This is a genomic window from Agrobacterium salinitolerans (genome assembly GCF_027498475.1).
Classification (GTDB): Bacteria; Pseudomonadota; Alphaproteobacteria; order Rhizobiales; family Rhizobiaceae; genus Agrobacterium; species Agrobacterium salinitolerans.
In genome coordinates, this window is record NZ_JAPZLN010000002.1 from 216,428 (window position 1) to 231,414 (window position 14,987).

The window sequence follows — 14,987 nt, forward strand, 5'->3', positions numbered from 1 at the left end:
GCCGTATCATTCCATTCTCACCTTTTCGAAAACGCCCGCACCAGCTCCGCATCCTGCTGAAGATTGTCGAGCCATGTCGGGTCGAGTTTCGGCACCGAGGAGAACAGCAGTTTCGAATAGGGGTGGGAGGGCGATTTGATCGCTTCGGTTTCCAGATGCTCCACCTTCTGCCCGCCATACATCACGACGATCTCGTCGCAGATGGTTTCCACCACCGAAAGATCGTGGCTGATGAAGATATAGGAGAGGTTCAGCTCCCGCTGCAGTTCTCCGAGAAGATCGATGATTGCGGCCGCAACCACGGTATCGAGGGCCGAGGTGATTTCATCGCAGATGATAAGCGAGGGCTCGGCGGCAAGTGCGCGGGCGAAATTGACGCGTTGTTTCTGCCCGCCGGAAAGGCCGGAAGGGTGGCGGTGGCGGACCGAGCGCGGCAGCTTCACCATATCGAGAAGCTCATCGATCCGGGCGTCGCGCGCCTTACCTTTCATGCCGTGATAGAAGGTCAACGGCCGGCCGAGAATATCCTCGATGGGTTTCGACGGGTTGAGTGCGGTATCGGCATATTGGAACACGATCTGCATACGGCGTAGCTGGTCGCCGGTTCGACGCCGTGCATCCGCATCCAGTTCCCGGCCTTCGAAGATGACATGGCCGCCGGCCGCCGGCAGAATGCCGGCAATGGCGCGCGCCAGCGTCGATTTTCCGCAGCCGGACTCGCCGATGATGCCGAGATTGCGACCGGGATAGACCGACAGGCTGACGCTATCCACCGCACGCACCAGCGGCATCTTGTCTCCGCCCTTCGTTCCGTAGCCGGCGATCAGGTTTTCGATATCCAGCAGCGGCGTTGCCTGCTCCGGTTTGGCGGGTGTGATGACGCGCGCCTTGTCATGAAAGGCGGTCAACAGTTCCTTCGTATAGGGATGCCGGGCATTTTCGAGGATATCCGTGGTCGTACCGGTTTCCTGAACCTCGCCGCCTTTCAGCACAACGATCCGGTCGGCGATCTGGGCGACGACGGCGAGATCGTGCGAGACATAAACGCCGCCGATGCCGTTCTCGCGCATTGCCGATTTGAAGGCGCGCAGAACCTCTATCTGGGTCGTGACGTCGAGCGCGGTGGTCGGCTCGTCGAAGATGACCAGCTTCGGATTGCCGATCAGTGCCATGGCGGCGGAGAGGCGCTGAAGCTGGCCGCCGGACACCTGATGCGGGTAGCGCTCGCCGATGGTTTCGGGGTTGGGCAATGACAGCGCCTTGAAAAGTTCCACCGCCCGTCTGCGCGCCTCCTGCGGCGGCATCAGATGGTGGATGCGGGTGACTTCGATGACCTGATCGATAATCTTCTGCGCCGGGTTGAAAGCGGCGGCCGCGCTTTGGGGCACATAGGTCACTTTTGTGCCGCGGACTTTGGCGCGTTCGGTTTCGGAAAGCTGCACCATGTCTTGGCCCGCCACCTTGACGCTGCCGCCGGAAATACGGCAGCCCGGCCGGGCATAGCCCATCAGGCTCAGCGCGATGGTGGTCTTGCCGGAACCGCTTTCGCCGATCAGTGCGACGATTTCGCCATCGGCGATGTCGATGTCCACACCCTTGATGATGTCGATGCGGCGGCCAGAATCGGTGGTGGCCTCGACTTTCAGTCCACGGATTGCAACAAGATTGCTCATTATTCGCTCCTGTCGCGGATTTTCTGCGGCAGATTGTCGATCAGCAGGTTGACGCTGATCGTCAGGCTGGCAATGGCCAGCGATGGGAAGATGACGGCGGGGGCCGCAAACGGCAGGCCGCCGATGTTCTCACGCACCAGCGCGCCCCAGTCCGCATTCGGCGGCTGAAGGCCGAGGCCGAGGAAGGAGAGGCCCGACAGAAGCAGCACGATGAACACGAAGCGCACGCCGAGATCGGCCAGTACGGGCCGGACGATGTTCGGCAGGATCTCCGAGCCGATGAGGTAGAACAGGCTTTCACCGCGCACCCGGGCGACCGTGACGAAATCCATGGTGTTGACATTGACGGCCAGCGCTCGCGCGAAACGATAGGCGCCCGGCGTGTAGATGACCGAGAGCGTGATGATCAGCACCGGTATGGAAGAGCCGACGGCGGCGACGACCACGAGGCCGAAAAGCTTGCTCGGAATGGAGTTCACCGCATCGAGAAACCGGCTGAGTGCTGCATCGAACCAGCCGCCGATGACGGCGGCGCACATGCCGAGCAAAACGCCGGAGGTGCAGGCGATGGTGACGGCTGCGAGCGATATGCCGACCGTGAAACGCGCGCCCATGAGAATGCGGGAAAATACGTCACGGCCGAGATAATCGGAACCGAGCCAGAGATCGGATGTCATCGGCCCGAAATAATCGAGATCGACGATTTCACCGACCGGATGCGGAATGAGATAGGGCGCGAAGATTGCGACCATGGCCCAGAAAAAAATGACGAGAAAGCCGAAAACGCCGACTGCGTTGATCTTGTAGCCCAAACGCGAGGTCCCCGAAGTTGTTTTGATATTGTCGGCCATCAGCGCAGCCTCGGATTGGACATGATGGCGATGATATCCGCCGTCGTGATGAGGAGGAGATAACCGACGCAGAAGATCATCGCGCAGCTTTGGATCAACGGCAGGTCGCGGGTGGCGACGCCATCGACCATCAACTTGGCGATACCAGGATAATTGAAGATCGTCTCGACGATGATGACGCCGCCGACGAGATAGGAGAGCGACAGGGCCACCGCATTGACGATGGGGCCGAGCGCATTGGGAAGCGCATGGCGAAGCACGATGCGCATCCGCGGCGCACCCTTCAAAAGCGCCATTTCCACGTAGGGCGTATCCAGCGTCTCGATCACGGCGGCGCGGCTCATGCGGATCATCTGTGCGGAAACGACGAAGGTCAGCGTGATGACTGGCATTGCATAGACCCGCAGCACATCGAAAAGCGTGTGAACTTCGCTCACCAGCGACAGCGCCGGCAGCCATTTCAGATAGACGGCGAAAAGTAGCACGGCGAGTGTGGCGATCATGAATTCCGGCACCGAGATGACGCCGATGGTCAGCACGGTGACGGCCCGGTCATAAAGCGTTCCGCGCAGCATGGCGGAACTGATGCCGAGGGTCAGCGCCAGCGGCACGGCGATGACGGTGGTAATGCCGGCGAGCTTCATGGAGTTGACGAAGCGCGGACCGATGAGATCGGCAATCGCCATGTTGTTGGCGTAGGATGTGCCGAGTTCACCCTGCAGCAGGCCCAGAAGCCAGCGCACGAAACGCAGCAGGGCCGGATCGTCGAGATGCATGGCGGTGCGCAGGCCGGCCACGGCTTCCGGCGTGGCCGCTTGGCCAAGAAGGATCGTCGCCGTATCCCCGGGCAGCAGGCTGGTGGCCGAAAAGACGATAAACGACACGATAAGCAGCGTCGTCAGCATGACGACCAGCCGCCTGGCGATAAGGGACATTATTTGGCTGTTCATTCCATATGCTCCTGCGACCGACCCTTATTGTGGAGGCTTCCCGCATCGGCGGAAAGGTCGCCGGGCAGTTTATGCCCGGCTCCGTGGTCTATCAGGCTTCGAGCCAGACGTATTCCGCAAAGGCGTAACCCATCATGCCACCTAGCGGATTGGCTTCCAGACCCTTCAGCTTGGAAGAGATGGCGTCCACATTCGATATATAGGCGGGGATGATGGTGCCGGCTTCATCGGCGATCATTCTTTCCATCTCGAAGTAAATCTGCTTGCGTTTCTCGATATCGAGCATGCCGCGTGCTTCAAGCATCATCTTGTCGAATTTCGGCGACTTGTACTGGCTCTCATTCCACGGCGCGTCGGAGGCATAAAGCAGCGAGAACAGAATATCCGGCGTCGGGCGCGGGTTGATGTTGCCGAAGTGGATCGGCGCCTTCAGCCAGTAGTTGCTCCAATAGCCATCCGATGGCACGCGTTGAACGTCCAGCTTGACGCCGATCTGCGCCGCGGAAGCCTGCATGATCATCGCCATGTCGACAGAGGAGCCCGCAGCATCCGATGCGATGACCGGAATGGACTGTCCGATGACGCCGGCTTTTTCGAAATGGAACTTGGCCTTGTCCAGATCGAAGGCCCTCGGTTTGAGGTCCGGGTTATGATACGGGCTCATTGGCGGAACCGGCTGGTCGTTGCCGACTTCACCGAGGCCGCGCAGCGCCGCCTTGACGATCTGCTCGCGATTGATCAGCGATTTCATGCCCGCGACAAAGTCTGTTTTGTTGCCCGGTGATTGATCAAGCCGAATGTTGAGGTTGGTATAATTACCCGATGTCGTCTTGGACAGCACGACACCTTCCTGCTTGTCGAGCAGGCGGAGCGCGCGGGGGTTGATGGCGGCAGCAAGCTGGATGTCGCCGGAAATAAGAGCATTGACGCGGGCATTGTCGTCCGAAATCGCCATGAATTCGAAACTGTCGATGTGTGGGCCGCCGGACTTCCAGTAATTGGTGTTCTTGGCCATGATCGAACGCACGCCCGGCTCGAACTTTTCGAGCTTGAAGGCGCCGGTGCCGTTGCCCTTGGAGAAATCCGTGGTGCCATCGGCAACGATCATGAAATGGTGCAGGGCCAGAATGGACGGCAGGTCGGCGTTCGGGTTCGCCAGCGTGATTTCGACCGTGCTCTTGTCGAGAGCCTTGAAGCCGGTCATCTGGGCGGCGATCTTGGCGACCTTGGAGCCGACGGCCGGATCGAGATGGCGCTTCAGCGAATAGACCACGTCGTCGGCGGTCAGCGCCTTGCCGTCATGGAAGGTGACGCCGGAACGCAGCTTCACGGTCCAGGTCTTGGCATCCTTCGTCTCGATGGCTTCGGCCAACTCCATCTGTGGCGTGCCCGAAGCATCGAGGAAGCTCAGGCGGTTATAGAGCGCGCAGCAACGGACATAGTCCGTCGAAAGCGAGGCTTTCGCCGGATCGAGCGTATCGGCTGTGGAGGAGGACCAGCCGGCGGCTTTCAGCGTGCCGCCGGAGACCGGCGTTGCGGCCACGGCATTTGAGGCGCGACCAAGAATGGCCGAACCGGCGGAAAGGGCGACGCCGCCCGCCAGCAGCATGTGAAGCAGCTCACGCCGCGTTGCGCCGCGCCGGATGGCCTGTTCAACGGCGGCATCGTCGGAACGGGTCCAGTTTGTAATCCTGTCACTCATGGTCTTCCCCTTTTGTATGATTTGTTGAAATGCGTCTGAATAAATTTCCGGCATGCCGCATCCCAGTTCGCGGCGCGCCATTGGCGGGGCGGCTCAGCCGCCCGTCTGTCTCAATGCTTCGGCAAGGCCGGCCATCGAGGTGAAGTGGTAGTCCGGCTCGGTAAAGTTTTCCGGCTCTATCGTACCGCCATATCCCTTCTGGGCGTGGCGGCGTTCGATCCAGCAATTGGTCATGCCCAGTTTCCGGGAAATGCCGATATCGTGATACTGGCTTTGCGCAACGTGCAGAACGTCGTCCTTCGATGCGCCCTCGCTTTCCACAAAGGCGAAGACCTTTTCGAAGAAAGCGGGATTTGGCTTTTCGGTGCCGGTGTCATCCGCCGTGAAAGCGGCATGAAAAGGATTGCCGAGTTCCTGCGAGAAATATTCGAAGGCCCAGCGCTGGGCGTTGGTCATGGCGATGAGGCGATGCGTCTTGGCAAGCTCGGCCATGGCGGCGCGGCTGTCTTCAAAGCCTTTCCAGCTTTTTGCCGCATCGCGCAGGCGCTCACCGAATGCGCGTTCCGCCGGCAGGCCGAGTTCGGGAGCGATGATCAGGTACACCCGCACGAGGTCATCCGGAAACAGGTCGGTCGCGTCGGAATAACGGGCCGCACGGTAGAGCGCGAGCGCCTTTTCACCATCGACCTCCACGCCGTTTTCCGCGCCGATTGCGGTCAGCGTCGATTTCAGGCCGCCTTCGAAATCGATGAGGGTCCCCACCACGTCGAAGCTCATATATTTGAAGTCGCTCAGTTTTTTGGGCAATGTCGGTCTCCGCTTTGCCGCCTCGGTCTCCTGGGGAGACTGCGGCAGATTATTCTGTTCCCGGACGGGGTCCTTGCCCCGTTCCCATTTGCGATTACGCCCTTTTTTATGGCGTTTATTGCCGTTTGCATTAATAGTTTGGCACTTTTGGCGCGCCGGATTCGCCGAAATGGAATAGCTCTTCGGCAGAATATTGCGAATATGCGGTGCGTTGCGACATTTCGAGAGGGTGGCGCAACGCCTCCCGGCTATAGCCTCAGGCCATGGCGGCCCGCACCGCGGGGTCTTCGAGCGTCTGATCGAGGGTCTTCAGCGTCCGCTCGATGATGGCGTCGATCTCGCTGTCGGTGCAGCAGAGCGGCGGCGCGTAACCCAGAATACCGTTCGCAAAGGCACGCACGATCAGGCCGTTTTCCCAAGCGCGGTCGAAAACTTTTCGCGCGGGGGCGGCCGCGGTCGGCAAGGGCGTCTTCCTGTCCTTGTCTGTCACGAGTTCGAGGGCGGCGAGCATGCCGCGCCCGCGGACATCGCCGACCAGCGGATGGCTTCTCAGGCTCTCAAGCCCGGCCATGAGCCTTTGGCCGGCGCGGCGGCCGTTTTCCAGCAGCCCGCCCTCGTAAAGTTTCAGCACTTCGAGACCGACGGCGGCGCTGACGGGATGGGCGGAATAGGTGTAGCCGTGCCCGATTGCGGCCTCGCCTGCGAAGTCGGCTATTGTATCATAGACGTGGTCCGCCATGAAGACGGCGCCCATCGGCACGTAGCCGGAGGTGAGGCCCTTGGCGGTGGTGATGAAGTCCGGCACGATATTCTCGTCGGCACAGGCAAACAGCGGCCCCGTCCGGCCAAAGCCGGTGATGACCTCGTCGGCGACGAAGAGGATGCCATAGGACCGGCAGAGGTCGCGCATGGCCTTGATCCAGCCGGGAGGCGGCACGAGAACCCCGCCGGAACCCTGGATCGGTTCCGCATAGAAGGCGGCGACACGGTCCGGACCGATCGTCTCGATCTTGTCCTTCAGGATTTGCAGGGAGGATGCGATGATGGCGGCCGGGTCGCTTCCCACCGGGTTACGGTAGGCGTAGTGCGACGGGATTTTGTGCTGCCAGTCGTAGGGCACGCCAAAACCGGCATGGAAAGCGGGCAGGGCGGTGAGGCCCGAACCGGCGGTGGTGGAGCCGTGATAACCCTGTTCGATGGAGATGAACTGGTCGCGCTGCGGCTGACCTTTGGCATGCCAGTAGTAGCGGATGAACCGAATGGTGCTGTCCACCGCATCGGAACCGCCAAGCGTGAAATAGACATGGTTGAGATCGCCCGGCGCGCGGTCGGCAAGCTCGGAGGCGAGCCGGATCGCCGGTTCGCTGCCAATGTCGAAATAGGCCGTCGCATAGGGCAATTCCCGCATCTGCTTTGCCGCCGCCTCGACGATGCTGTCATGGCCATAACCGGCATTGACGCACCACAAGCCGGCAAAGCCATCGATCAACTGATGGCCGGTCATGTCGGTGACGGTGGCGCCGCTTGCCGATTGCAGCACCCGCACGCCGAGTTTTTCATGGCCGCGGAAGGAGGAGACGGGGTGCACCAGATGGGCGCGGTCCAGTTCGATCAGTGAATTGCTTAACATGGGTCTCTCCGGATTCAGCCGAGTGCCTGGCTGGTCAATGCAAATGTCTTGAATTGTTTGTCGGCTGAGATGTCGGCTTTCGGCCGGCGCATGGCGATGCCGCCGCCCACATGGGCAAGGCCGTGTTCGGCAAGCCAGGGGGCAAGACCCGTATCGACCGTGGTGTCCAAACGCAGGAATTCACCGGCTCGTTCGGAAATGACGAAAGCAATCAAATCTTTCGCAATTTCAACATTTTCCGCCACGACGGGGCCGATGACTTCGCCACGTCCGAAGGCGCGCAGGGCGGCAAAACCCTTGGTGACGCCTTGCTCCTGCACCAGTGCAAAGCGCGCCCTCTCTGCAAGCTCTACAAATAGGTTGCCTCGATCTGCACCAAAGGCCTGCGCATCAATCACTGCAAGTTCGGCTGGCTCAACCCTGTCTGCCCATGCAACGCCAGCCGGTTTTTCTGTGGCGAGTGGAACACCCTGATACTGAAGCACCTGGCCGCAGGCAACAAAGCCCATTTTTTCGTAGAGCGGCAGCCCGTCGGACGTCGCCGTCAGACGGCATTCCCGATTTTCTGCTGCTGCCAGCGCCGCCTGCATCAACTGACGACCGACGCCGCGGCCACGCATCGCCTCATCGACGATCACCATATTCACCGTGGCACAACTGTCGCCGAGCAGGCTCGCCATTGCGGTCCCGACGACGCGGCCGTTCTCAACGGCGACGAAACCCTTGCTGATGGAAAGGACCATGGCCCAGTCCTCTTTCCGGTGCGGCCATCCGGCCTGGCGGGAAAGTTCAACGGCCGCGTCGAGGTGGTCCGGTTGAAACGTTTGGATATCGATCAGGCTCGCCTGCATGCCGGTACTCCCTTGTTCTGCTTATTCATTGATAGACCGATGCCGAAAGAAGATTGTCCCGACAAATGGGAAGGTTCGATATGTTTCGCTGTTGCTTTTATCCGCCGCCGCATCTTATGCCGCGTCTTGTTCGCATCGGGCCCGGAGTGCCGAAGAGGGGGAGCTGCCAGTCCGCCCCGGCGCAACTCTCTGCCAAACTGGCGGCTGGATACGCAACAATCTGCTTCCGCGAACAGCAATTGCGGTGCGCCGATCGGACAAAGGCGTCTATGATCTGATTATTGCAGCCACCACCAATCCCCAAGCAAGGATGACGACGAGATGACCATCTTCCGCCCGAAATACATCACTTTCGATTGCTACGGCACGCTCATTCATTTCCAGATGGCAGAGGCTGCCCGCGATCTCTACGGTGATCGTCTGGGAGAAGCGGAGATGGAGGAATTCATCAAGAATTTTTCCGCCTATCGTCTTGATGAGGTCATGCATGACTGGAAGCCCTACGCAGAGGTCGTTCACAATGCCCTGTCGCGCACCTGCAAGCGCAATGGTGTCGCTTTCAAGGACGAGGATGCGGCAATGGTCTATGAGCGGGTTCCGACCTGGGGGCCGCATGCGGACGTTCCGGCGGGTCTTTCAAAGGTCGCCAAGGAGATTCCGCTGGTCATTCTGTCCAACGCCATGAACTCACAGATCATGTCGAATGTTGCAAAACTCGGCGCACCGTTCCATGCCGTCTATACGGCCGAACAGGCACAGGCCTACAAACCGCATTTCAAGGCGTTCGAATATATGTTCGACATGCTCGGTTGCGGCCCGGAGGACATCCTGCATGTGTCGTCCTCCTTCCGCTACGATCTGATGTCGGCGCACGATCTCGGCATCAAGAACAAGGTCTGGGTTAACCGTGGCCATGAACCTGCAAACCCCTATTACGGTTACACGGAAATTGCCGATATTTCCGGCCTTGCTGGCGTTGTCGGACTGTAAGAGAGGACATTGATCATGAAGCTCGTCTCCTATTGGCACGACACGGCGCCCCTCTTTGCGGGGGCGGCGCAAGGTCCTGTCGAAGGCCATTATGATGTGGCCGTCATCGGTGGCGGCTTCACGGGTCTCGGTGCCGCGCGCCAGCTTGTGAAAGCCGGTGCGCGCGTCGTCGTTCTGGAAGGGCAGCGCGTGGGCTGGGGCGCTTCGGGCCGCAACGGTGGCCATCTCAACAATGGCCTTGCCCATTCCTATCTCTCCGCCAAGGCGGAACTCGGCAAGGAGCGGGCCATCGCGCTCTACCAGGCGCTTGATTCCTCCATCGATACGCTGGAGGCGCTGATTGCGGAGGAGGGGATCGAGTGCAATTTCCGACGCGCCGGAAAGCTGAAAATGGCGTCGAAACCACAGCATTTCGAAGGACTTGCTCGGAATTTCGAAGCCGTTCACGCCGAGGTCGATCCTGATACGGCGCTTTTGTCCGCCGCTGATCTGAAGGCGGAAATCGGCTCGCCTTTCTACGGCGCGATGCTCTCTAAAAAAAGCGCCATGATGCATATGGGCCGTTATGTCGCCGGTCTTGCCGAAGCCGCCAGCCGGCATGGCGCGGTGATCTTCGAAAATGCAGCCGTGACGAAGCATACTCAGAACGGCAAGCTCCATGAGCTGGAAACCCCGCGCGGCAAGGTGACGGCCGACAATGTTCTGGTCGCGACCGGTGCCTATACGCCTTCCGGCTTTGGTTATTTCCGCCGCCGCATCATCGCGGTCGGCAGTTTCATCATCGCCACGCGGCCGCTGACGGATGCCGAGATCAAGGCTTCGGTTCCGGGCAACCGAACCTACGTCAACACCATGAATATCGGCAATTATTTCCGTCTGGCGCCGGACAATCGCTTGATTTTCGGCGGCCGCGCCCGTTTTTCCGCGACATCGGACCAGCGTTCCGACGCCAAGAGCGGTGCGATCCTGACTGAAAGCCTGCATCGCATCTTCCCGCAGCTTGCCCATGTGCCGATCGATTATTGCTGGGGCGGACTGGTCGATATGACCAAGGACCGTTATCCGCGCGCCGGTTTTCATGACGGTGTCTGGTACGCCATGGGCTATTCCGGCCATGGCGCGCAGCTTTCCACCCATCTCGGCATGATCATGGCTGACGCCATTCTGGGACGGCCGGACAGGAACCCGCTAAAAGGGCTGGATTGGCCGGCGGTGCCGGGGCACTTCGGAAAGCCCTGGTTCCTGCCGCTGGTAGGCTATTATTACAAGATGCTCGACACGTTTCGATAATTCAAGAGCGGCCTCCGGGCCGCTTTTTTGTTGCGTCTGCAAAAAAGAAGGGCCGCAAAGCGACCCTTTAGGCGGGGAGAAAACAAGTGGGCGTCAGGCAAGCCCACCGATATGAAAGGCCTTGGTCTCCAGATATTCTTCGATCCCGATCTGCGCGCCCTCGCGGCCGAGACCGGATTGCTTGACGCCGCCGAAAGGGGCGACCTCGGTGGAGATCAACCCGGTATTGAGGCCGACCATGCCGAATTCCAGCGCCTCACCCACGCGCCAGGCGCGCTTGAGGTTCTCGGTGTAAAAATAGGCGGCAAGGCCAAAGGGTGTTCCATTGGCGATGGCGAGCGCCTCTTCTTCCGTCTCGAAGCGGAAGAGCGGAGCGACCGGTCCGAAAGTCTCCTCGCTCGCCAGCTGCATCGCCGTCGTTGCGCCCGTCAGCACCACGGGCGCTGTATATTGCGGACCATCAGGCAGATTGCGCGGCTTGGTGATGATCGTGGCACCCTTGGAGACGGCGTCATCGATATGGGCGCGGATTTTCGCGATGGCCGGTTCGTTGATCATTGGGCCGATGGAAACGCCCGCTTCCGTTCCGGGGCCAACGCGCATGGCGTCGACGCGATCCGCCAGCTTCTTCGCAAAGGCGTCATAAACGCCAGACTGCACCAGAATCCGGTTGGCGCAGACGCAGGTCTGGCCACCATTGCGGAATTTCGAAACCAGCGCACCTTCAACGGCGAGATCGAGATCGGCATCGTCAAAAACGATGAAAGGCGCATTGCCGCCCAGTTCCAGCGACAGCCGTTTGATGCTGTCCGCAGCGCCGCGCATCAACAGCGAACCGACGCGGGTGGAACCGGTGAAGGAAATTTTCCGAACCGTCTCGTTGGCCATGATTTCATTGCCGATATCAGTCGGCATGCCGGTGACGATGTTGATGACGCCTGCGGGGATGCCCGCCCGTTCGGCGAGCACGCCAAGCGCCAAGGCCGAATAGGGTGTGAATTCCGAAGGCTTGATGACGACGGTGCAGCCGGTGGCGAGTGCCGGCGCGACCTTGCGGGTGATCATCGCATTCGGGAAATTCCATGGCGTGATGATGCCGCAGACGCCGACCGGCTCCTTCAGCACCACGATGCGCCTGTCTGGAGTCGGTGAAGGAATGGTGCCGCCGCCGATGCGCCGGGCTTCTTCCGCAAACCATTTGACGAAGGAGGCGCCGTAGCGGATTTCTCCCTTGGCTTCATCAAGCGGTTTTCCCTGTTCGATAGTGAGGAGCAGGCCGAGATCATCGATATTCTCGATCATCAGCGCAAACCATTTTTCCAGAAGGGCGGCGCGCTCCGCATGGGTCTTTTTCTTCCATGGACCGAAGGCCGCGTTGGCAGCCTCGATTGCCGCGCGGGTTTCCGCGCCGCCCATATCAGGCACGGTGCCGATAACCGCCTGTGTCGCCGGATCGATGACATCCACCACCTTGCCCGATGCTGCCGCCTTCCATGCGCCACCGATCAAGCCCGTCTGGCGAAAGAGTTCCTTGTCCTTCAAGCCCTGCATCATAAGTCTCCGAAATCAGGCGAGTGCCGCGAGAACCGCGGCTGTGATGGTGTCCGTCTTGTCCTTGCCCGGCATGGTACCGATGCCGCGAGCGGTCGCCGTTTCCAGCGCCGTCATGATCCCTGCTGCCGCATCCTTTTCGTCAAGATGCTCCAGCATCATCGCGCCGGACCAGATGGCGGCAATGGGGTTGGCGATGCCGAGATGGGCGATATCAGGGGCGGAACCGTGCACCGGCTCGAACATCGAGGGCGCGCTGCGGTCGGGATTGATATTGGCGGAGGCGGCAAAACCCAGACCGCCCTGAATGGCCGCGCCGAGATCGGTCAGAATGTCTCCGAAGAGGTTGGAGGCGACCACGACATCGAGACTTTCCGGCGCCATCACCATGCGCGCCGCCATGGCATCGATGTGGTAGCTCGTGACCTCGACATCTGGATACTCCGCCGCGAGCTTGTGGGTCACCTCGTCCCAGAACACCATCGAATATTTCTGGGCATTGGACTTGGTGATGGATGCGAGCTTGCCGCGACGTTTTTGCGCCTGTTCGAAACCGAAGCGCAGGATGCGCTCCACGCCCTTGCGGGTGAAGATCGACGTTTCGACAGCCACCTCGTCGTCCGTGCCCTGATGCACGCGGCCGCCAGCGCCGGAATATTCGCCTTCCGTGTTTTCGCGGATGCAGAGAATATCGAAGCCGTCCGCCTTCAAGGGCCCTTGCACGCCGGGCAGCAACCGGTGCGGGCGGATATTGGCATATTGCACGAAAGCCTTGCGGATCGGCAGCAGTAGACCGTGCAGCGACACCGAGTCAGGCACTTCCGCCGGCCAGCCGACCGCGCCGAGCATGATGGCGTCGAAGCCGCGCAGCGTTTCGATGCCGTCCTTCGGCATCATCGCCCCGGTTTCCTTGTAGAAGGCGCAGGACCAGGGGAATTCGGTTCCTTCGAGCGCAAAACCGGAGGTTTTGGCGACGGCATTGAGGACCTGCCACGCCGCGTCCGTCACGCTTTGGCCGATGCCGTCCCCGGGAATGAGTGCGATGCGATGCGTTTTCAAGAGAATTCCCCTGTTACAGTCCGATAAGGACGCTTTTGCTCTTGCGTTTGGCGAGATAGGCTTCCCGACCGAGATCCTTGCCGATGCCGGAGCGTTTGTAGCCACCGGTCGGCAAGATGTGATCGCGCGAACGCCCGTAGCGATTAACCCAGATCGTTCCGGCCTGGATGGCGCGAGACAATCGCAGGACACGCGAGACGTCTCGGCTGAAAAGACCCGCCGCCAGACCGTAGGTCGGATGATCGGCAAGCGCCAGAGCCTCTTCTTCCGTGCGGAAGGTCTGTAGTGTCAGCACCGGCCCGAAGATTTCCTCGGTGACGGCAGGGGAGGTCTGGTCGACATTGGCGATCAGCGTCGGCTGATAGAAATAGCCGGGGCCATCCATCACTGCGCCACCCGTCAGGCATTCGCCGCCATGGGCGACCGCCGCCTGCACGATGCCGTCTATACGCTGGCGCTGCACCTCGGAGATGATCGGGGAATATTGCGTCGTCTCATCCCAGGTCGGGCCGGGCCTCACCGTTTTCATGCGGGCGATGATCGCGGCGCAAAGGGCGTCGGCCGCACTTTCCTCAACGATGATGCGCGAGCCGGCGACACAGGCCTGTCCCGCATTGGAAAGAATATTGCCGGCGATCGCTGCTGCCGCCTTTTCAATATCGGCATCGGCAAAGACCAGCTGCGGGCTTTTGCCGCCGAGTTCCAGCGTCATGGGCTTGATGCCGGTGCGGGCGACATTGGCCATGATGGCGGCACCGGCGGCGGTCGAGCCGGTGAAGCTGACCTTGGAAATCTCGGGATGGCCGGTGATGGCGTTGCCCGTCACGGGCCCGTCGCCGAGTACGATGTTGATGAGGCCGGCGGGCAGGCCGGCCTTGATGGCCAGTTCAGCCATGAAAATGCTGGAGAAAGGCGTCATTTCCGATGGTTTCAGCACCACGGCATTGCCGGCCGCGAGCGCCGGGCCGAGTTTCCAGCCCGCCATGGAGACGGGGAAATTCCAAGGGGTAATCGCGCCGACCACGCCATAGGGTTCGGTCATGATCATGCCGAGGCTCGTATCGTCGGTCGGCACGAGATCGCCGCCTTCCTTGTCGGCAAATTCGGCAAAGAAGCGGATCTGCTCGGCGGTCACGGCAATGTCCCCGGCAATCAGTTGGCCCACCGGCCGCGTGGAGGACAAGGCTTCGATCTTTGCCAGCGTCTCAGCTTCTTGCTCGATCAGGTCGGCCCAGCGCTGTAGAACTTTCGTGCGTTCGCGCGGGCGAACGCCGCCCCAGTTGCTGCTTTTCAGCGCGGCCTTGGCGGTCTGCACCGCTTCATCGACCAGCGCGGCATCCGCCCTGGGGCAGCCGCCATATTCGACGCCGTCCGACGGGCGATGCATGTCGATGCCGTTTTGAGCCGGGATCAGCTGACCGCCGATGAAATGGCCGATCGGCAAGGACAGGCTGTCTGGATCGAAGCTGAGCGTCATGGGAAACCCTCTGTGGACATGCCTCAAACCTAGTCCCTGATGGCAAGCAGCATCGGCCGACTCTGGCGGGGGCGGTGAACGAAAATCCCGTTTTGCCACCGGCGGACAGCGCAATCTTCGGTGCGTATGTCCGCCGGCATTTTCCCGGCACAAACC

Annotated in this window: 12 protein-coding genes; 2 read left to right on the plus strand and 10 right to left on the minus strand. The window is 60.7% G+C overall.

The features are described 5' to 3' along the window. Nucleotides 1-17: 17 nt before the first annotated feature. The 7 genes from O9X91_RS09810 to O9X91_RS09840 all read right to left on the minus strand — a co-directional run bounded on the left by O9X91_RS09810 (nt 18) and on the right by O9X91_RS09840 (nt 8,464). Nucleotides 18-1,673 carry an ABC transporter ATP-binding protein gene (locus O9X91_RS09810; protein ID WP_142911987.1) on the minus strand — a complete coding sequence of 552 codons (1,656 nt, stop codon included), beginning with the start codon at nt 1,671-1,673 and terminating at the stop codon, nt 18-20. Next, nucleotides 1,673-2,524 carry an ABC transporter permease gene (locus O9X91_RS09815; RefSeq protein WP_077985097.1) on the minus strand — a complete coding sequence of 284 codons (852 nt, stop codon included), beginning with the start codon at nt 2,522-2,524 and terminating at the stop codon, nt 1,673-1,675. Before O9X91_RS09815 ends, O9X91_RS09810 begins: the two co-directional genes overlap by 1 nt. Continuing rightward, nucleotides 2,524-3,474 carry an ABC transporter permease gene (locus O9X91_RS09820; RefSeq protein ID WP_077985096.1) on the minus strand — a complete coding sequence of 317 codons (951 nt, stop codon included), beginning with the start codon at nt 3,472-3,474 and terminating at the stop codon, nt 2,524-2,526. The genes O9X91_RS09815 and O9X91_RS09820 overlap by 1 nt, the downstream gene beginning before the upstream one ends. Nucleotides 3,475-3,565: 91 nt before the next feature. Further along, the gene (locus tag O9X91_RS09825) at nt 3,566-5,176 is read right to left on the minus strand and encodes an ABC transporter substrate-binding protein (protein ID WP_137411543.1); all 1,611 of its coding nucleotides are present in this window, start codon (nt 5,174-5,176) and stop codon (nt 3,566-3,568) included. 93 nt (nt 5,177-5,269) lie between these two features. Further along, nucleotides 5,270-5,983 (minus strand): HAD-IA family hydrolase, encoded by a 714-nt coding sequence (locus O9X91_RS09830; protein WP_142911986.1) that lies wholly within the window; start codon nt 5,981-5,983, stop codon nt 5,270-5,272. A 256-nt stretch (nt 5,984-6,239) separates the two neighbouring features. Then, on the minus strand, nt 6,240-7,613 hold the full coding sequence (locus O9X91_RS09835; RefSeq protein ID WP_142911985.1) for an aspartate aminotransferase family protein: 1,374 nt from the start codon (nt 7,611-7,613) through the stop codon (nt 6,240-6,242). Nucleotides 7,614-7,627: 14 nt separating this feature from the next. Beyond that, nucleotides 7,628-8,464 (minus strand): GNAT family N-acetyltransferase, encoded by an 837-nt coding sequence (locus O9X91_RS09840; RefSeq protein WP_137411546.1) that lies wholly within the window; start codon nt 8,462-8,464, stop codon nt 7,628-7,630. Nucleotides 8,465-8,785: 321 nt separating this feature from the next. Here O9X91_RS09840 and O9X91_RS09845 point away from each other — a divergent pair, with 321 nt between their 5' ends. Both O9X91_RS09845 and O9X91_RS09850 read left to right on the plus strand, forming a co-directional pair. Further along, nucleotides 8,786-9,454 (plus strand): haloacid dehalogenase type II, encoded by a 669-nt coding sequence (locus O9X91_RS09845; protein WP_077985092.1) that lies wholly within the window; start codon nt 8,786-8,788, stop codon nt 9,452-9,454. Between the two features lie 15 nt (nt 9,455-9,469). Then, the gene (locus tag O9X91_RS09850; protein ID WP_077985091.1) at nt 9,470-10,744 is read left to right on the plus strand and encodes an NAD(P)/FAD-dependent oxidoreductase; all 1,275 of its coding nucleotides are present in this window, start codon (nt 9,470-9,472) and stop codon (nt 10,742-10,744) included. 93 nt (nt 10,745-10,837) lie between these two features. On the opposite strand, the gene O9X91_RS09855 is transcribed toward O9X91_RS09850, so the two are convergent. From O9X91_RS09855 to O9X91_RS09865, 3 genes are read right to left on the minus strand one after another with little or no spacing between them, the layout of a single operon-like run. Further along, nucleotides 10,838-12,295 carry an NAD-dependent succinate-semialdehyde dehydrogenase gene (locus tag O9X91_RS09855; RefSeq protein WP_142911984.1) on the minus strand — a complete coding sequence of 486 codons (1,458 nt, stop codon included), beginning with the start codon at nt 12,293-12,295 and terminating at the stop codon, nt 10,838-10,840. Nucleotides 12,296-12,310: 15 nt separating this feature from the next. Beyond that, nucleotides 12,311-13,354, minus strand: coding sequence for a tartrate dehydrogenase (locus O9X91_RS09860; RefSeq protein ID WP_142911983.1), 1,044 nt, complete (start codon nt 13,352-13,354; stop codon nt 12,311-12,313). Nucleotides 13,355-13,367: 13 nt separating this feature from the next. Continuing rightward, a complete protein-coding gene (locus O9X91_RS09865) occupies nt 13,368-14,831 on the minus strand; it encodes an aldehyde dehydrogenase family protein (protein ID WP_269833864.1) in 1,464 nt (487 codons plus the stop codon). Nucleotides 14,832-14,987 lie beyond the last annotated feature (156 nt).